This window comes from Thioalkalivibrio sp. AKL7 (assembly GCF_000381705.1).
Classification (GTDB): Bacteria; Pseudomonadota; Gammaproteobacteria; order Ectothiorhodospirales; family Ectothiorhodospiraceae; genus Thioalkalivibrio; species Thioalkalivibrio versutus.
This window is the reverse complement of record NZ_KB906951.1, coordinates 92,673-110,965: the sequence shown is the minus strand read 5'-3', so window position 1 is coordinate 110,965 and position 18,293 is coordinate 92,673. Positions and strand designations below refer to the sequence as shown.

Here is an 18,293-nt window from a genome sequence, read left to right as displayed (position 1 = left end):
CTACGAGCGCTCTTGCAGAACCGTGCGCAGATGGTCGGCGAGGGCGGCACGGTCGACGGCCACCTGCTCGCCGCCCTGCGATCTTAACGGCTTCACCGTGACGGTGCCCGCGGCATGCTCGTCACTACCGAGCACCAGGGCATACTGCGCCCCCAGACGATCGGCACGTTTCATCTGCGACTTGAAGCTGCCGCCACCACAGTGCTGGACCAGGCGCAGCCCCGGCAATTCGCCACGCAGCTGGTCCGCCAGTTGCAGTGCCGGGCCGACCAGTTCGTCGCCGCCGACGATCAGGTAGGCATCCGGACCCGGCGCTGCCGGGGCGTCTTCGCGCGCCTCCAGCAGCGCAACCAGCCGCTCCAGGCCCATTGCCATCCCGATCGCCGGGGTGCCACGGCCACCGAGCTGTTCGACCAGGCCGTCGTAGCGCCCGCCGGCGCAGACCGTACCCTGGGCACCGAGATCCTCGGTGATCCACTCGAATACTGTATGCGTATAGTAATCGAGCCCACGCACCAGGCGCGGGTTGTGCTCGTACGCGATCCCCAGCGCATCCAGATGCGCGCACAGGCCGTCGAAATGGGCGCGCGACTCAGCGTCCAGATCATCCATCAGGCTGGGGGCCTGCGCGACCACCTCGCGGGTATCGGGATGCTTGCTGTCGAGGATGCGCATCGGGTTGTCATAGAGCCGGCGCTGCGCCTCCTCGTCGAGGGCGTCACGATGCTGCTCGAAATAGGCGATCAGGTGGTCGCGATAACGCTGCCGGCTTTCCGGGGTTCCCAGCGTGTTCAGCTCCAGGCGCACGTTCGAGAGCCCGAGCATGCGCCACAGCCGTGCGGTCATCGCCAGCATCTCGGCGTCGACATCCGGCCCCGGCAGGCCGAACACCTCGACCCCAACCTGGTGGAACTGGCGATAGCGCCCCTTCTGCGGGCGCTCGTGGCGGAACATCGGCCCCAGGTACCACAGTCGCTGCACCTGATTGTGCAGCAGCCCGTGCTGGATCCCCGCGCGCACGCAACTCGCGGTACCCTCCGGGCGCAGGCTCAGGCTGTCGCCATTGCGGTCGTCGAAGGTGTACATCTCCTTCTCGACGATATCCGTCACATCGCCGATGGAGCGCTTGAACAGCTCGGTCGCCTCCACGATCGGCATGCGGATCTCGTGGTAGCCGTAGCCCTCCACAACCTCGCGCAGGGTGGCTTCCAGATGCTGCCAGACATGAATGGACTCGGGCAGGATGTCATGCATCCCGCGGATCGACTTGATCGCTTTCATGGTGTCTTTTTGTTTGTACGTGATGGCCTGCCGGAAAGACCCGGGGTCAGCCTTCCAGATCGAAGCGCGCGGTGCGGTCGCTCCGGATATGCGTCTCGACGTCTACCGGCTCGCCATCCAGCGTCAGCGAGACCCCGGACGCGTTGCCCAGGATCACCCGGCCAGGCAGATCCAGGCGAATCTCCTCGCGGTCACCCGCGCTGAGCACGCCGGTCAAAACCACCTCGTCGGCGGCATCGCGGATCTCCACCCAGGAGGTCTCGGCAAACTCCAGCACCAGTTGCGCGCCCTCACCCGCCGCCGGACCTTCACTGGAAGTCTCGATCACCGGGGAAGCATCCAGTGGGGCTTCACTTTCGGCCCGCACGGGGGCCTCAGGCGTGACCGGCTCTTCCGGCACGACCAGGCGTTCGGTCAGGGCCTCCGCCGGTGCGGTGGATTCCGAGGATGCTTCCGGGGCGCCGGCCGATCCCTCGGCACCCGCCGGCTCCGGCTGGGCGCCCTCCGGGAGGGCCTCCGGCGCGGGCGTGACGGGCTCCGGATCGGTGCTCTCGGCGATCGACGGGCTGAGCCCTTCGGCGTCCGGGGTCTGGGTATCGGCGAGGCTCGGGACGGCATCCCGCGCCTCGCCCAGGTTCAGCGACGGCCACCCGGGCGTGTCCGTGCGCTCGCTCCAGGCATAGACCCCGAGTCCAAGCAGCATCACGGCCAGCAGCAAGGCGAGCCAGTAGATACCGCGGCCGCGCCGACGCTGACGGCCGCGCGCGGAGGGCGTTGCGACGGCCCGGAGTTCGGGGTCGACCATCCCGTGGCTCTCGAAGGACTGAATCCACGGATCCGCGGCCACGCCCAGCTCGCGTGCGCAGGAGCGCAGATAGCCGCGCACGTACGCCGGTGGCATGTGATGAAAGCGATTGGCTTCCAGGTCTTCCAGGGTGCCGCGCCCGAGGTGGATGCGGCTGGCCAGGGTCGAGGTGTCCAGACCGGCCGCCTCACGCGCCCGCCGCAGACTGGCGCCGGGCTCGTCCTCACCCCGGGGCGCCTCCGGTCCGGATGCCTCCGGCTGGTCCCGGGTGGTCAGACCATGCGCGGCGGAGAAGGACGGCTCCGGATCGGGGTCCGAACCCTCGGTGCGCAGGGAGGCGACATTGTTCGTTGAATCATCGACATCCTCGACTCGCCCGAGGCCCGGTTCCTTGTCGCGTCGATCGCTCACCCTTCACGCTCCAGCCGGCGCAGCTCGGCCATCTCGTCGCTGTCCGGGTGATGGCGACTCAGGCGCTCGGCACACGCGTTGGCCGCGCGGCTGTTGCCCAGCGCGCTTTCGGCCTGATAGCACAGCAGCAGCGTCTCCGCATTCTCGACCCCCTGGCTGTCCAGGCGCTGCAGGAAGGCCCGCGTCTGCATCGGCCGGTCGTCCTGATAAGTCAGCCGCGCCATCTCCAGAAGCGCGCGGGGATACTGCGGATTGAGTTCCAGCGCCCGGCGCAACTGCCGCTCGGCCTCCTCGGCATCGCCCGCGTCCGCGTGACAGACGCCGGAGTTCATGTGGGCGATGTCGCGGCGATCGTAATCCGGATTCTTAATCGCCTTGGCGAACAACGCCTGAGCCTCGTCGAAGTCCTCGCGGGCGCAAAGCAATGCGCCCAGATTGGTCTGCGCAAAGGGGTTGTCCGCGTCGCGGCGCAGGGCCCGGCGATAGTGTTCCTCGGCACGGTCCAGCTGGTCCTTGCGCTCGTAGATCGCTGCCATACCGATATTGGCGAGGACATAGCCGGGGTCATAGTCCAGCGCCCGCCGCAGGTTGCGTTCGGCCTGCTCGAACTCGCCCTCGCGCAGATAGCCGATGCCCAGTTCGGCATGCACCTCGGCGGCATCCTCGCGTTCGCCGGAAACCGGTCGGTCGGCCGTGGCGGCACAGCCACCCAGCAGCAGCGCCAGGGTCAGAACCCCGGCGATGCGCAAACCCGCGCGTCCAGTCATGAAGCCCTCCGATCCGTCTGTGGCAACTCGGCATGCAGGCGGAACATGCGCATGCCACGATTGGTTCGATCCTCGACCTGCCCCACCAACTGCCCGCAGGCGGCATCGATGTCGTCGCCCCGGGTGCGCCGGACGGTGGTCACGTAGCCGGCCTTCTGCAGGCGCCGCTCAAAGGCCAGAACGGTGGCCTCCGACGGGCGTTCGAACGGAGCCCCCGGGAACGGGTTGAACGGGATCAGGTTGATCTTGCCGGGAATACCCCGCAACAGCCCGGCGAGCTCGTTGGCGTGCTCGGGCTGGTCGTTGACGCCGGCCAGCAGGACGTATTCGAACGTCACGCCACTGTGGGCGTCGGTTGCCTCCACGTAGCGGCGGCAGCTGTCCAGTAGCTCGGCGAGCGGGTACTTGCGGTTGATCGGCACCAGACGGTCGCGCAACGCGTCATTGGGCGCATGCAGGCTGACGGCCAAGGCGACATCGGTATGTGCGCTCAGGCGATCGAGGGCTGGAACCAGGCCGGAGGTCGAAAGGGTCACGCGGCGCCGGCTGAGACCGTAGGCATTGTCGTCGGTCATCAACTGACAGGACGGGACCACCGCATCGAAATTGGCCAGCGGCTCGCCCATACCCATCAGGACCACGTTGCTGACTGCCCGCTTGCGGCCATCCGGCGCCGGGAGCCGCTGCATGGCCAGCCACACCTGACCGATGATCTCGGCACTGGTGAGATTGCGGTTGAAGCCCTGCTGGGCCGTGGAGCAGAAGGTGCAGTCGAGCGCACAGCCGACCTGGGAGGAGATGCACAGCGTCCCGCGCCCGCCCTCGGGGATGAAGACGGTCTCGATGGCATTGCCGTCGGGGAGCCGCAGCACCCACTTGACGGTACCGTCGGAGGAGGCCTTTTCCAGACCGATCTCGGGCACGCGGATCTCGGTCTCGCGCTCCAGACGATCGCGCAGCTTGCGCGACACGTCGGTCATCTGCTCGAAGTCGGTGACCCCGCGCTGATGGATCCACTTGATCAGCTGGGTGGCACGAAAACGCGGTTCACCCCACTGCGCCAGCAACTCGACGAGCTGTTGGTGGCTGTAGCCCAGGAGATTCAGGGGGGTGGAGGATGTGTGTGCCATAACAGGGACCGGTTCGCTCAAGCCCCCTAGTGTACTGTGCCGAAGGGATGCCTGCCTACGGGGCCCGGTGTGCGGTGCAACCGGGCCCCGTAGCGCATGCGGGCCCGCTTTATCGGGTACGCGGGCAGACGCCGTCGTCGCCAAAGAAGAAAGCGATCTCGCGCTCCGCGGTCTCCGGGGCGTCAGAGCCGTGTACGGCGTTCTCGTCGATGGACACGGCGAAGTCGGCACGGATGGTGCCCGGAGCCGCTTCCTTCGGGTTGGTCGCACCCATGATGTCGCGGTTCTTGGCAATGGCGTCCTCGCCTTCCAGGACCTGCACCAGCGCCGGGCCGGAGATCATGAACTCGACCAGATCGTTGAAGAACGGGCGTTCCTTGTGCACGTCGTAGAAGCCTTCGGCCTGCTCGCGGCTCAGGTGCATCATGCGCGCGCCAACGACCTTCAGGCCGGCCTTTTCGAAACGGCTGATGATGTCGCCAATGGCATTCTTGGCAACGGCGTCAGGCTTGATGATGGAAAGGGTGCGTTCAACGGCCATGGGGCGGCTCTCCTGGTACTTGGATTGAAGATCGGTCGCTGGGCCCGGCTGCAAACGCGAGAACCCGCCGAACGGCGGGTTCCCAACGCAAAGAAGACGCGGACGCAACGTGCGGCGCGTAGTCTAGCGACCTGACGCCTTCGCGGCAATCCAGCGCCGAAACCCGTGATTGCACCACGACGCCCTCCTGATCCGCAATGACGTTCAGCCAGTTGCCGGATCGTTGGGTGCCGCTGAGCGCAGCGAAACGCACCATTTCCCGCATCGTGACAGTCCATTGATGGGATTCGCTGCGCTCATCCCATCCTACGACCCTACGACCCGGCGGCTGGCTGAACGCCATTACGAGTCAGGAAAGCCCTGGACCCAGACCGTTCGATCAGTCGTCGACGTCGGCCTCGTCCATCCAGGCAAGCTGGATCGCCTCGAGGACGCGTTCTCCCGAGCGTTCGGGGTCGTCATCGAATTCCGGCAGGTTCATCACCCACTGGCGCAGATCCACGAAGTTGACATGGCGCGGATCGACGTCCGGATGCTCATCGGCCAGCTGGATCGCAATTTCCTGGGTTTCGGTCCACTTCATCGCTTGGTCCTTGATCAGTGGTTCTCGGAGACCTGGTTAATGGTGTACTTCGGCAGTTCCACCACGAGATCGCTGTCGGCCACAATGGCCTGACAGGAAAGGCGCGAGTCCGGCTCCAGCCCCCAGGCCTTGTCGAGCATGTCTTCTTCGTCCTCGGTGGCCTCACCCAGGCTGTCGAGGCCTTCACGCACATAGACATGACAGGTCGTGCAGGCGCAGGACTTCTCGCAGGCGTGCTCGATCTCGATGCCGTTTTGCAGTGCAAGATCACAGATGCTGATACCCGAGGGGGCCTCGAGGGAGGCGCCTTCGGGGCAGATTTCCTCGTGGGGTAGAAAGATTACCTGGGGCATGTTCTCAGTTCCCTGCGTCGTATTCGCTAACGTTGTGACCGGCGAGTGCCCGCCGGATGCTGTCATTCATGCGCCGCGCGACGAAGGCCTCCGAGGCCTGCTCGACGCGCTTGCGCGCGGCCTCGATCGTGTCCGGGTCGTCGCCCTTCTCGCGTTCGGCGCGCAGGGCCTCGCGCGCCTGTTCGATCGTCCGGCGCTCCTCCGGCTCCAGGTAGCGATCACCATCGGTCTGCAGCGCAGCGTCGATCGCCTCCAGCACGCGGTCAGCCTCCACCTGTTCTTCGCGCAGGCGGCGGGCCTCCATGTCCTCGCGCGCGGACGATGCCGAGTCGCGCAGCATCTGCTCGATCTCGGAATCGGTCAGCCCATAGCTCGGCTTGACCTCGATATGCGCCTCCACGCCCTGGGTCTGTTCGCGCGCGGTCACGTTCAACAACCCATCGGCATCGACCTGGAAGGTCACGCGGATGCGCGCGGCGCCGGCGACCATCGGCGGGATGCCGGACAGGGTGAACTGGGCCAGCGAGCGGTTGGCGTCCACCACATCGCGCTCGCCCTGCACCACATGCAGGGACATCGCCGTCTGACCATCCTTGAAGGTGGTGAACTCCTGGGCCCGCGAGACCGGGATGGTGGTGTTGCGCGGGACAATGAACTCGACCAGTCCACCCATCGTTTCCAGGCCCAGGGACAGCGGGATCACGTCCAGCAGCAGCAGTTCCGTATCCGGCTTGTTGCCGGCCAGGATGTCGGCCTGCTGCGCGGCGCCAATCGCCACCACGCGGTCCGGATCGATCCCGGCATGCGGTACCCGACCGAAAAACCCTTCCACCGCCTCGCGCACTGCAGGCATACGGGTAGAGCCACCCACCAGCACGACCTCGTCAATCGCACCCGTCTCCAGGCCGGCATCCGCGAGGACCTGCTGGCAGGCCTTCATGGTGCGATCCAGCAATGGACGCGCCAGTCCCACGAGGGTTTCGCGATCCAACGCGCCGGACCAGGTGGAGCCGTCCGCGCGTACAACCTCGACGGCAGTACTCGCGGCATCGGTCAGGGCCTCCTTCGCCTGGCGCGCGGCCAGCAACACCCGACGCAGGCGCTGCGGGTCGTTCTCGCCGCCCATCCCGGCCTGGTTCAATAGCCAGTCGGCGATGCTGCGGTCGATGTCATCGCCGCCCAGGGCCGAGTCGCCACCGGTCGCCAGCACCTCGAACACCCCGCGGCGCAGCTGCAGTATGGAGATGTCGAAGGTCCCACCGCCCAGGTCGTAAACCGCGATGGTGCTCTCCTCGCCCTGATCCAGCCCGTAAGCCACCGCTGCGGCAGTCGGTTCGCTGATCAGGCGAAAAACGTTCAGCCCCGCCAATTGCGCGGCATCGCGCGTGGCCTGGCGCTGGGCATCATCAAAGTACGCGGGCACGGTGATCACCACGCCCTCGAGTTCGTCGCCCAGGGTCGCTTCGGCCCGCTGGCGCAGGGTTTGAAGGATATCGGCGGACACCTCGACCGCGGTCTTGTCACCCGCGGCCGTCTCGATCCGCGGCACGCTGGACTCGCCGGTCTTGAGGCGGAACGGCAGCTCGCCGGACAGGCGCGCGACATCCGCCGCGCCGCGCCCGATCAGGCGTTTAACCGAGGCGATGGTGTTGTGCGGATCATCCGCCGCGTGCTCCGCGGCCGCATACCCCACGCTCGCCCCATCCGCGGCGTAGTGGACCACCGACGGCAGGATATGCCGGCCCTGCTCGTCCGGCAGGGTATCCGCCTCGCCACTACGCACCGTGGCGACCAGCGAATGGGTCGTGCCGAGGTCGATCCCGGCCGCGAGGTGGCGCTGATGCGGCGCGGACTCGGCTCCGGGTTCGGTGATCTGCAATAACGCCATCGGGTGTTCGGCTCCTTCACATGGCCGCGGATCAACCGCGCGCCAGGTTCTGTCGGGTTCGTTTCAATTCGTCCAGCAAGCGGTCGAAAAAGCGCAATTCCAGCACTCGGTCCTTGGCCTCGGGCGCCGGGGCCACTGGATCCTTCAGGGCATCCGCGACCTTTGCCCGTGCCTCGGCCCGGGCCTGCTCCAGCTCCTCGCCGGCGGCCTCCAGCGCGGCACCATCCCTGGCCGCCGCGGCCTCTTCCATGCGTTCGCGCCACTCGATCTGCGCCTCGATGAACTCGATGTTCTGGCTGGTATCGCGTTCCGGGTCGAACGCCACGCCCGTGCGCTCCAGCAGGTGCAGCGCACGGCGGTAGTCATCCCCGAGGATCGCGTAGGCCTCGTTCACGTCGGCCGCCACGGCCGCCGCCATGCGCCGGGCCTGGTCGCCCTGGCGTACGAAGCGGTCCGGATGCAGCTCTGCCTGCAGGCGGCGAAAGCGCTCGTCCAACTGTTGCCGGTCCACCTCGAAGGCGACCGGCAGATCGAACTGCTCGAATGGGTCGTTCATCAACTCTCGGCCTCAAGAAGCACTGGCGACGCACTGACAAAAGAAAAGGGGTGGGACGACGACCAACAATCGGCCGCCATGCACCACCCCGGATGCGATCGTCAGTCAGATACTGAAGCTTTCACCACAGCCACATCGGGCCTTCTCGTTCGGATTATTGAACTTGAACCCTTCGTTCAGGCCTTCCTTGCCGAAATCCAGCTCGGTGCCATCGAGGTACACGAGGGACTTCGGGTTCACCACCAGCTTCACGCCGCGATCCTCGAACACCGTATCGGTGTCCTCGATATCGTCGGCAAACTCCACCACGTAGGCCATGCCGGAGCAGCCGGTCGTCCTGACAGCCAGCCGCACGCCCACGCCCTTGCCTCTCTTGTCGAGGAAGTTGTGGATCCTTTCGGCTGCGGGTTCGGTCACTGTAATCGACATAGCACCCTCAGGCAGACTTCTTCTCGGCTTCCGCGGCCTCGCCGTGGCGCTCCTGGTAGTTGGACACGGCCGCCTTGATGGCGTCCTCGGCCAGCACCGAGCAGTGGATCTTCACCGGCGGCAGCGCCAGTTCCTCGGCGATCTGGGTGTTCTTGATCTGGCTGGCTTCTTCCAGGGTCTTGCCCCGCACCCATTCGGTGAGCAGCGAGCTGGAAGCGATCGCCGAACCGCAACCGTAGGTCTTGAACTTGGCGTCCTCGATGATGCCGTCGTCGTTGACCTTGATCTGCAGCTTCATCACGTCGCCGCAGGCCGGGGCACCGACCATGCCGGTGCCGACCGTGTCGTCGTTCTTGTCGAAGCTGCCGACGTTGCGCGGATTTTCGTAGTGGTCCAGAACCTTGTCACTGTAAGCCATGACCGTTCTCCTGTTGCGTGTGTACGCGTTGCGTTAGTGGTGTCGAGCGGACCCCTAGTGGGCCGCCCACTCGACGGTGCTCAGATCGACGCCGTCCTGGTACATCTCCCACAGTGGCGAGAGTTCGCGCAGCTTGGCGACCGCGGCGCGCACAATCTTGACCGTGTGGTCGACCTCTTCCACCGTCGTGTAGCGACCGATGGAGAAGCGGATGGAGCTGTGGGCCAGCTCGTCGTTGCGGCCCAGGGCACGCAGGACGTAGGACGGTTCCAGACTCGCCGAGGTACAGGCCGAGCCGGAGGACACGGCGATGTCGCGCAGCGCCATGATCAGGCTCTCGCCCTCGACGAAGTTGAAGGACACGTTCAGGTTGTGCGCCACGCGCTGTTCCTGATCGCCGTTCAGATAGACCTCTTCCATGCCGTCGAGACCCGTCCACAGACGGTCGCGCAGCATGCGGATGCGCTCCAGCTCGGGGCCCATCTCAGCACCAGCGAGCGCAAAGGCCTCGCCCATGCCGACAATCTGGTGCGGTGCCAGCGTGCCGGAGCGCATGCCACGCTCGTGGCCGCCGCCGTGCATCTGCGCCTCGATCCGCACGCGCGGCTTGCGGCGCACGAACAGCGCACCGATGCCCTTCGGACCGTAGGTCTTGTGCGCAGAGAAGCTCATCAGGTCCACCGGCAGGCTGGACAGGTCGACTGCGACCTTCCCGGTCGACTGGGCCGCGTCCACATGGAACACGATCCCGCGCTCACGGCAAAGGTTGCCGATCGCCTCGATGTCCTGGATGACGCCGATCTCGTTGTTCACGTGCATCACCGAGACCACGATGGTGTCGTCACGCATCGCGTCTTGCAGCTCCTGCAGGTCGATCAGGCCGTTTTCCTTCACACCCAGGTACGTGACCTCGAAGCCCTCGCGCTCCAGCTGACGCGTGGTGTCGAGCACGGCCTTGTGCTCGGTCTTCACGGTGATGATGTGCTTGCCCTTGCGCTGGTAGAAGTGCGCGGCACCCTTGATCGCCAGGTTATCGGCCTCGGTCGCACCGGAGGTCCAGATGATTTCCTTGGGATCGGCGCCCACCAGCTCGGCGACCTGGCCGCGAGCGTTCTCCACCGCCTTCTCCGCGCTCCAGCCAAAGCTGTGGCTGCGCGAGGCGGGATTGCCGAACAGGCCGTCCTTGGTCAGGCAGCCGGCCATCTTTTCGGCCACGCGCTCGTCAACCGGCGTGGTCGAGGAATAATCGAGGTAGATCGGCAGTTTCAGGTCACTCATTGCGCGTTAGCTCCTTTCCGCGGCCGCTTTGGCGGTCGCATGGCTTTTTCCGGTCGAGGCTTGCAGAGGGGCGCCGTGCATCACGACCTCCTGCACGCCGTCTTTTTCCATTTGTTCCCGATGGCGCTGCAGTACATCCGCCAGCGAGCGTGTGCTGAGGAAGTCATAGACCTGCTGACTCAGATCGGTCCACAGGTCGTGCGTCAGGCAGCGCGAATCCGAATTGCAGTTGGCCTTGCCGCCGCAGCGGGTGACGTCCACTGGCTCGTCCACTGCCACCACGATGTCGGCCACGCTGATCCCCTCCGGTTCACGGCTGAGGGCATAGCCCCCGCCCGGCCCGCGACTGCTGTTCACCAGCCCCTTGCGGCGCAGCCTGGAAAAAAGCTGCTCCAGATAGGACAGCGAAAGCTTCTGCCGCCGCGCCACTTCGGCCAGGGATACCGGCCCGTTGCGGGTGTGCATCGCCACATCGAGCATGGCGGTGACGGCGTACCGGCCTTTGGTCGTCAGTTTCATGGTTGAGTGCACTTGTCAGTCATTTGCCGGCAAGCTTAGCAATACCCGAGCAAAACGATCAAGTATTCCCTTGCTGTTTACGTTCTTGTTGGGTCGCCACGTTCGGCGGAACCTCGCACTCGTCCGGCTCCAGACCTTCCAGATCGCAGGCCTCCAGCGGGCCCGAATCGTCCTCGCCCAGGGCCTCGCCCGGATCGATACCGGCGCGCTTGAGCGCCTGGCAGGCCCGCTCCATGCGCTCGTCCAGGTCGTGTACGCGCTGCACGATGCGATGAATGGCGTTGGCCACCGGGTCCGGCATGTCCCGCGACAGGCCGTAGGCGTCGAAGCCCATGCGATCCGCCATCTGCTGGAAGCGCGGATCGGGCTCGGGCCGCGGGCCGAGCACCCGGGCGGGGATGCCGACCGCGGTCGCCTCCGCCGGAACATCCTTCAGCACCACTGCGTTGGAGCCAATGCGCGCGTGGTCGCCCACGTGGATCGGGCCCAGCAATTTGGCACCCGCACCGATCACCACCTCGTTACCGAGCGTCGGGTGGCGCTTGCCGCCTTCCCAGGTGGTGCCACCCAGGGTCACCTGGTGGTAGATCGTGCAGTCATCGCCGACCTCGGCGGTCTCGCCGATCACCACCCCCATGCCATGGTCGATAAAGAACCGTCGGCCGAGGGTCGCCCCCGGATGGATCTCGATGCCGGTCACCCAGCGGCTGAAGTTCGCAATCACTCGCCCCAGCCAGCGCATCCGGTGGTTCCACAACCAGTGCGCGAGGCGGTGATACCACAGCGCATGCAGGCCGGGGTATGCGGTCAGCACCTCGAAGGCGTTGCGTGCCGCCGGGTCACGGTCAAACACGCAGCGAATGTCCTCGCGCATCCTGTCAAACATGGGCCGGCCTCAAATCCCGAGTCATCCGCTAGGTTATCACGCCGGTTTCCGGCGCCCTCAGCGGCCCTTTTCCGTGTGCGTCAATATACCGCGCAGCATGCGCACCTCGCTGCCGGTCAGTCCGGCGCGCATATAGAGGTGCCGCAAGCGCCGCATCAGATTGCGCGGATTGTCCGGGTCGAGCACCTCGATGGTCGTCAGGGCCTGCTCGAAATGACGGAACAAACCCTCCATCTCGGCCTGGGTCGCGAGCGGATCGCGCGCCTCGCCTGGCGCACTCGCCTGCCCGGGATCCATTCCGGTCAGGGCCGCCATGCGGAGCGCGTAGGTCATTACCTGCACGCTGCCGGCCAGGTTCAGGGAGCTGAAATCCGGCACCGTCGGGATCTGCACAAACGCATTGCAGTAATCCAGCTCGGTGTTGGTCAGACCACTGTGTTCACGTCCGAAAACCAAGGCCACCGGCCCCTGGACCGCGTTCTCCAGCGCCTGCCCGGCCGCCACGTCCGGGCCCAGCACCGGTACCGAGTGGGTGCGCAGCCGAGCACTGGTACCCACCACCCACACGCAGTCGGAGACCGCGGCGGCCACATCATCCACCACGCGCGCCCGCGCCAGCAGGTCATCCGCCCCGGACGCCAGCGCCGTGGCATCGGCATGGGGAAACCGCTCCGGCGCCACCAGCACCAGATCCGTCACTCCCATGGCCTTCATCGCACGTGCGGCGGACCCAATGTTGCCCGGGTGCGTCGTGCCCACCAGCACGACGCGCACCCGGTTCAGGCGTTCTTCCATTCGTGGAGTCTCCGTTGCCATGCCCGCATCAAAGCTCGCGGATTGTACACAGGGGGGCTCTCGACTTCCCAAAAAAGAGCGGCTTGTGTATTGTTCGCGGCCTTCCCGCGGCGCGTGCGCGCGCCCGCCGGACACCCCGAAGAACTCCAGGAGACACCCCATGCACCCCATGCTGAACACGGCGGTATCGGCGGCCCGCGAGGCCGGACGCATCACCACCCGCGCCTGGGGCCGGCCGGATCGCATGAACACCCGCGAAAAGGCCCGTAACGACTGGGTTTCGGATGTCGACCTGTCCGCCGAACAGGCCATCGTGAGCACCCTGCGCCGCGCCTACCCCGACCACTCGATCATGGCCGAGGAAGGCGGCGAGCAAAGCGGCAGCGACGCCGACTTCGTCTGGATCATCGATCCGCTGGACGGCACCACCAACTACCTGCGCGAGATCCCGCAGTACGGCATCTCCATCGCGCTGAAACACAAGGGCCGGCTGGAGCAGGCGGTGGTCTACGACCCGCTGAAGGAAGAGCTGTTTACCGCCACGCGCGGCGCCGGCGCCTTCCTCAACAGCCGCCGCATCCGCGTCTCCGAACGCAAGGACCTGAACGGCGCGCTGTTGGGCACCGGCATCCCGTTCCGCGAGGGCCAGGACCTGGAGCGCTACCTGAGCAGCCTGCGCCACTTGGTCCCGGGCACTGCCGGAATACGCCGCCCCGGCTCGGCCGCACTGGACCTTGCCTGGGTCGCCTGCGGGCGCTTCGACGGCTTCTGGGAGATGGGCCTGCAGCCCTGGGACATGGCCGCGGGCCTGCTCCTCGTACAGGAAGCCGGCGGCGTGGTCAGCGACTGGCAGGGCAACCCGGACGTGATGCGCCGCGGCGACGTCGTCGCGGGTAACCCGAAGGTCCTCAAGGCCATGCTCCAGCGCCTGCACAAGGCCGAAAAGGAAGCCACCTCCCGCACCGACTAATGAAGGCCTCGCGCCCACCCCGGGCGCCGGGTGTCAGGCCCCGCCGCGCCTGACCTTGCGCTCGATGCGCGTGCGCATCAACCGCAGGGAGAACCACACCCCCGCGACCACGACCGGCACTGCCACGCCGATGGCCATGTTCACCGGTACCTGCAACGCAACGACCTCGTCCAGCCCACGTAACAGGTAGGCCACCAGGCTGGTCAGGTAGTAGCTGATCACCACCACCGAAAGCCCCTCCACTGTCCGCTGCAGGCGCAACTGCAGGTCGGCGCGCCGGTTCATCGAGCTCAGCAGGTCGCGGTTCTGCCGTTCCAGCGCCACGTCCACCCGGGTGCGCAACAGCGATCCGGTGCGGTGGATGCGCGTGGACAGCACCTCCAGCCGCTCCGCCTGCGACGCGCAGGTACCCATGGCCGGATCCATGCGCCAACCCAGGTATTCGCACAGGGTCTGCAGCCCCGGCATGCGCTTGGTTCTCAGTTCCTCAGCGCCCCTACTCACCAGCGAGGCATAGGCGCGGGATGCGTGGAAACGGCTGCCGGCATAGCTGCTCAGGCGCTCGACGTCGGATGCAAGGTCGGAGAGCACCGCCAGCAACTGCTGCTCGCGGTCCGATGCGGCGAACTGCTCGGTGATCCCCGCCATCTCGTCGTTAATGTCGTTCAGCCGGCCCTCGAGTTCGTCGAGTTCCGGCATCAGCTCGCGGACCAGCGGGAGCGCCAGCAGGGCCAGCAACCGGTAGGTCTCCAGTTCGAACAGGCGCTGGGCGATACGTCCGGCCTCACGCCGGGTGAGATCGACATCGCGCACCAGGAAGCGGGAGAAACCGTCGTCGTGGACCCGAAAATCGGTCCATACCAGGCCATCCCCGCCAGCCACGCCGTTGCCGACGATGGGGTGCGGAGCAAATACGGCTTCCAGCTGCTCGAAGGACCGCTCCGGCATGTCACGCGACTCCAGCGCCAGATGGATCGCGGCGATGGTGCTCCCTGGCAGCTTGCTCAGCCAGTCTGCCGGCACGCGGTTGATCGCCGGGTCGGCGAACGGGTCGCTGAAGGCTTCTCCGGTTACGAAGAATGACCAGGTGGAGAACTCGTTGTGGCGTTCCCAGCGCAAGCGAAACGGCCCCAGATCGCAGGCGACGAAGTTCTTCTGCGGGACCGGCTCGTTCACGCCGAAACGACGGCAGAGCTCCGCCACCAGTTCGCGTTCGCGCTCGGTGGAGTCGCGCGGCGACAAAAGCGCCAGCCACGAGGCAGTCGCAGGGGCGTCCAGCGGCTCGTAGAAACGCGCATGGACTTCGTCGTGAATCGACTCCCGCAGGGGGTGACTCGGGGGCAGGGACGGACTCTCTTTCATCGCGGATTCAACCTGAAGACGGCTTCCAGAAGCCCGGGCAGGCCACGCTGACGGAAGTGGATATGGACGGCAAGGACAGCGTGCTGGCCCAGACGCCGCACCGATCCACTTCACTTTAGAGCGCCCGAACCTCGATTGCCGTCACCACGAAGGGCGGACCACGCCTCTCGCCGGGCGAGCTGCCCGCAGCCTGTCCGCCTGCACGACCAGCATGGCCCTGGGGAACCCAGCGTAGTTCGCGCCCACCTGCGGCGGCAACGCGAACAACCCCGATTCAGACGGCACCCGTTAGTCGCGTTCCTGCAGCCAAAGGATCAGGCGGGCATGCTGCTCCGGGTCGGCATCGATGGCGCGGCCCGGGCGCAGGTCGTAGTCCGCGAAGGCGGCATCCACCGTCTCGCTGCCCTCGGCCCATTCCTCGCTGAGACGGAAGATCAGGGTCGTCGGGGACGGCCGGTGCACCGCCGGGTGGAAACGCTGGGAGATCATCCCCGGCAGCGGCGGCTCCGGCTCCGAACGGAAGCCGTCACCATCGCGGAAGCGCTCCCAGGCCGCCTCCAGCAGTGCCAGGGCCGGGCCATGTTCACCCTCGCCGGTTGCCGCTTCCCAGTCGCGCAGGCCGCGCGCGACGTAGGCGTAATCGTTGAGCGTAGCGGTGCCCGCCTGCTCGGCGGGCAGCCCCATCAGCGCCGGCAGCTCCGCCGGGTCGGCGGCGACCTCCAGCAACCAGGCTTGAACCGCCGCGCCCGCGTCAAGGAAGCGTGCATCGTGCGCAGACGCCTCCGCCAGGGCGGACAGCAGCAGCCCGTGCGCCCCGGTCAGCACCTTCTCGTCACGCGGCAGGCCGCGCGCCTCGCGCGCCTGGATCAGGGCCTCGCGGCCGGACTCCACCTGCTCGCGAACCTCGTCCCCTGCCAGGTCGAACCGCTCCGCAAGCTGCTCGATCCCCGCGCCACTGCGCGGCAGGTAGCCAAGATCAAAGACCGAGCTGCCCTCCATGCCGAACCAGGCGCGCACCAACTCCGGGTACTCGTGGTCCGCGAGTGCCGCTTCCAGATCTTCTTCCGGCCACAGGTAGGCCCCGCCCTCGCGGCCCTGATCGTCCACGGCCGACAGGCTGGAGGCGAACCCGCGGAAACCGCCCTCCGCAGCCTCCGCCTGGTCACCCGTCTCGTCCTCGCGCAGGGCCATGTCCCGCTTGACGAAATCGAGGTTCTCGAGCCCCAGATCAACCCAGTCCTCGCGGCCGAAATATTCACCGGCACGCAGATAAACCAGTGCGAGCTGTGCCTGATCCTCCAGCATTACCTCGAAGTGAGGCTCGTTCCAGTCCGGTGATTCGGAGTAGCGGAAGAAGCCGCCCCCCAGCACGTCACGCAGACCGGAGTGGGCCATCTCGTCCAGGGTGATCTCGAGAAACTCCGCAACCCAGCCTGGGGCCGTGCCGGCCTGCTCGGCCTCCAGCATCGCGTGCAGGTAGGGCGAATGGGGGAACTTGGTGGAACTACCGAAACCACCCTGAAGGTCGTCGGCCTCGCGCTCCAGGCGGCTCCACAGGACCTGCGGCAGTCGGCCCGCGCGGCCCTCGGAAAGCGGTTCCTCTCCCTTGCGCAGTTGCTGGGTGAGCTCCTCGCTCCCACGCCGGGCGAGATCCACCAGCCGGTCGTAATCCGATTCCAGGCGCTGGGTGATGCCATCGAGGAACTCGGCGAACTGGTCACGCGGGGCATACACCACACCCGTCAGGGCATGACCGTCGGGGGTCACCACCACATTGAGCGGCCAACCTGCACTACCGGCCGTTGCACGCTGGAACTCGAGCAGATAGCTGTCCAGCGCCCCATTGACCTCGCGATCCACCTTCACCGGAATGAAGTTCGTGTTCATCCGTTCGGCAATACCGTCGTCCTTGAAGCTCTCCTCCTGCATCACGTGACAGTAGAAACAGGAGTAGTAGCCACTGGAGATCAACAGCGGGCGCTGTTCTTCCCTGGCCTTTTCCAGCAACGCCGGATCCCAGGCGCGCCACTCAACCGGGTCGTCCACATGCAGACGCAGATACGGTGACACACTGTCGGCCATCTCCGGGTTGGCTTGAGCCGCACCGGGTGCAGCCAGTGCCACAAGCAACAACGGGACATACATCCCGATCCAGCGGTTTCCGACGGTTGCATACATGCGAGTCTCCAGCAGCATCTAGGAAAGGTTGCTACCCTTTTGGGACGCGCCGACAGGGAAGGTTCATTCCCTTTCCCGGAATCACGCGGATCGCATCGTGCATCACCCCCCTTGTACATGCGATGTACAAATGTCGTACAATTATTTCATGGCGAGCGCGACGCACATCGAACTTCAAGACGAAGAAGGGTTGTACCCGATCCGCCACGTGTGCGCGGAGACGGGGATCAACGACGTCACCCTGAGAGCCTGGGAGCGCCGCTACGGGCTGATCCGGCCGATGCGCACCCCCAAGGGTCACAGGCTCTACAGCCTGAGTGACATCGCCCGCATCAAACGGATCATGGAACTGCTCGAACAGGGCATCCCGGTCTCGCAGGTCCATCGCGTACTGAATGACGAGTCCGCACACGGCACCGCCAGGGCCGAATCACCCGAAGCCGATGGCACCCGGCCCCAGGCCGCCAGCGAACGCCGCGCCAGCCCCGGCCCCGGGATCGCCCCCCACACCATGGATCCGATCGCCGAGGCTCTGTATGCCTCGGTGGCCAACCTGGATGCCGACGAGCTGGATCGAATCTACACCCGGCTGGTCATGCGGCACGGCTGGGACGGCGTACATGAAAGCGCCTTTCTCGAGGTCTATCGCCGCCTGCGCGAGGAATCCCGCCACAGTGCCGAAGGCGAGGTTCGCCTGGCCATCTTCGCCGCCTGGTCCACCGCGGCCTTCGCCGATCAGTTGCGCTCGGCAACACGGGCCTGCGACGAGCCGTCCTACCCCTGCCTGGTGCTGGGCGGCGGCCACCAGCAGGTTGGCGGCATGCTGCTGCAGCTCGCCTGCGCACGCCGCGGCATGAAGACCCTGCCCCTGTTCGATGCCACCAGTCCCGAGGGCCTTGATACGCTGATCCGTCGCCTGCGCGCGCCGGCAATGATCATCCATGGCTCCTCGCAGCTGATGCGCAGCCCCGAACTTCCGCGGGTGGAGGCGATCCTCAATCAGGCCGGCCCGCCCTGCTATCTCGCCGGCTCGGCCGCCCTCGAGCTGTCGCAGATGGAACACGGTCGCGAGATCGAGGTCCTGCCCGGACCTCCGCTGGAGGCCGCCGCTCGCCTCTCGCGCCACCTGCCCGAATAACCTCG

19 protein-coding genes are annotated in these 18,293 nt (G+C 66.3%); 2 read left to right on the top strand and 17 right to left on the bottom strand.

Annotated features, from left to right (window positions below; all coding sequences use genetic code 11):
- The 15 genes from hisS to G315_RS0109440 form a co-directional block, all read right to left on the bottom strand.
- On the bottom strand, positions 1-1,281 hold the full coding sequence (hisS, locus tag G315_RS0109510) for a histidine--tRNA ligase (protein WP_026338863.1): 1,281 nt from the start codon (positions 1,279-1,281) through the stop codon (positions 1-3).
- Positions 1,282-1,327: 46 nt separating this feature from the next.
- Positions 1,328-2,497, bottom strand: a complete 1,170-nt coding sequence (locus tag G315_RS0109505) for a helix-turn-helix domain-containing protein (protein ID WP_019612400.1) — start codon at positions 2,495-2,497, stop codon at positions 1,328-1,330.
- Positions 2,494-3,264: a type IV pilus biogenesis/stability protein PilW gene (pilW, locus tag G315_RS0109500; RefSeq protein WP_018145979.1), complete on the bottom strand. Its 771-nt coding sequence runs from the start codon at positions 3,262-3,264 to the stop codon at positions 2,494-2,496. The genes G315_RS0109505 and pilW overlap by 4 nt, the downstream gene beginning before the upstream one ends.
- A complete protein-coding gene (locus G315_RS0109495; RefSeq protein ID WP_018145980.1) occupies positions 3,261-4,394 on the bottom strand; it encodes a bifunctional tRNA (adenosine(37)-C2)-methyltransferase TrmG/ribosomal RNA large subunit methyltransferase RlmN in 1,134 nt (377 codons plus the stop codon). Before G315_RS0109495 ends, pilW begins: the two co-directional genes overlap by 4 nt.
- A gap of 109 nt (positions 4,395-4,503) precedes the next feature.
- Complete coding sequence (gene ndk / locus G315_RS0109490) at positions 4,504-4,935, bottom strand: nucleoside-diphosphate kinase (RefSeq protein WP_018145981.1); 432 nt, start codon at positions 4,933-4,935, stop codon at positions 4,504-4,506.
- 379 nt (positions 4,936-5,314) lie between these two features.
- Positions 5,315-5,518: a Fe-S cluster assembly protein IscX gene (iscX, locus tag G315_RS0109485; protein WP_019612399.1), complete on the bottom strand. Its 204-nt coding sequence runs from the start codon at positions 5,516-5,518 to the stop codon at positions 5,315-5,317.
- Between the two features lie 14 nt (positions 5,519-5,532).
- A complete protein-coding gene (gene fdx / locus G315_RS0109480) occupies positions 5,533-5,871 on the bottom strand; it encodes an ISC system 2Fe-2S type ferredoxin (RefSeq protein WP_019593966.1) in 339 nt (112 codons plus the stop codon).
- A 4-nt stretch (positions 5,872-5,875) separates the two neighbouring features.
- Positions 5,876-7,759 (bottom strand): Fe-S protein assembly chaperone HscA, encoded by a 1,884-nt coding sequence (hscA, locus tag G315_RS0109475; protein ID WP_019612398.1) that lies wholly within the window; start codon positions 7,757-7,759, stop codon positions 5,876-5,878.
- Positions 7,760-7,790: 31 nt separating this feature from the next.
- Positions 7,791-8,315, bottom strand: a complete 525-nt coding sequence (gene hscB / locus G315_RS0109470) for a Fe-S protein assembly co-chaperone HscB (protein ID WP_018169503.1) — start codon at positions 8,313-8,315, stop codon at positions 7,791-7,793.
- Between the two features lie 105 nt (positions 8,316-8,420).
- Complete coding sequence (iscA, locus tag G315_RS0109465) at positions 8,421-8,744, bottom strand: iron-sulfur cluster assembly protein IscA (RefSeq protein ID WP_018939093.1); 324 nt, start codon at positions 8,742-8,744, stop codon at positions 8,421-8,423.
- Between the two features lie 7 nt (positions 8,745-8,751).
- A complete protein-coding gene (gene iscU, locus G315_RS0109460) occupies positions 8,752-9,162 on the bottom strand; it encodes a Fe-S cluster assembly scaffold IscU (RefSeq protein ID WP_018145987.1) in 411 nt (136 codons plus the stop codon).
- 54 nt (positions 9,163-9,216) lie between these two features.
- The gene (locus G315_RS0109455) at positions 9,217-10,440 is read right to left on the bottom strand and encodes an IscS subfamily cysteine desulfurase (RefSeq protein WP_018145988.1); all 1,224 of its coding nucleotides are present in this window, start codon (positions 10,438-10,440) and stop codon (positions 9,217-9,219) included.
- 6 nt (positions 10,441-10,446) lie between these two features.
- Positions 10,447-10,959 carry an Rrf2 family transcriptional regulator gene (locus G315_RS0109450; protein ID WP_018145989.1) on the bottom strand — a complete coding sequence of 171 codons (513 nt, stop codon included), beginning with the start codon at positions 10,957-10,959 and terminating at the stop codon, positions 10,447-10,449.
- Between the two features lie 58 nt (positions 10,960-11,017).
- Complete coding sequence (cysE, locus tag G315_RS0109445) at positions 11,018-11,845, bottom strand: serine O-acetyltransferase (protein WP_196799420.1); 828 nt, start codon at positions 11,843-11,845, stop codon at positions 11,018-11,020.
- Between the two features lie 57 nt (positions 11,846-11,902).
- Positions 11,903-12,640, bottom strand: a complete 738-nt coding sequence (locus G315_RS0109440) for an RNA methyltransferase (protein WP_018145991.1) — start codon at positions 12,638-12,640, stop codon at positions 11,903-11,905.
- Between the two features lie 160 nt (positions 12,641-12,800).
- On the opposite strand from G315_RS0109440, the gene G315_RS0109435 reads away from it, so the two are divergent.
- On the top strand, positions 12,801-13,610 hold the full coding sequence (locus G315_RS0109435) for an inositol monophosphatase family protein (protein WP_018145992.1): 810 nt from the start codon (positions 12,801-12,803) through the stop codon (positions 13,608-13,610).
- A 33-nt stretch (positions 13,611-13,643) separates the two neighbouring features.
- On the opposite strand, the gene G315_RS0109430 is transcribed toward G315_RS0109435, so the two are convergent.
- Both G315_RS0109430 and G315_RS0109425 read right to left on the bottom strand, forming a co-directional pair.
- Positions 13,644-14,972 carry a DUF3422 family protein gene (locus G315_RS0109430; protein WP_018145993.1) on the bottom strand — a complete coding sequence of 443 codons (1,329 nt, stop codon included), beginning with the start codon at positions 14,970-14,972 and terminating at the stop codon, positions 13,644-13,646.
- Positions 14,973-15,260: 288 nt separating this feature from the next.
- Positions 15,261-17,150: a thioredoxin domain-containing protein gene (locus tag G315_RS0109425; protein ID WP_019612397.1), complete on the bottom strand. Its 1,890-nt coding sequence runs from the start codon at positions 17,148-17,150 to the stop codon at positions 15,261-15,263.
- A 130-nt stretch (positions 17,151-17,280) separates the two neighbouring features.
- Here G315_RS0109425 and G315_RS0109420 point away from each other — a divergent pair, with 130 nt between their 5' ends.
- Positions 17,281-18,288: a MerR family transcriptional regulator gene (locus tag G315_RS0109420; protein WP_019612396.1), complete on the top strand. Its 1,008-nt coding sequence runs from the start codon at positions 17,281-17,283 to the stop codon at positions 18,286-18,288.
- The last annotated feature ends 5 nt before the right edge of the window (positions 18,289-18,293 follow it).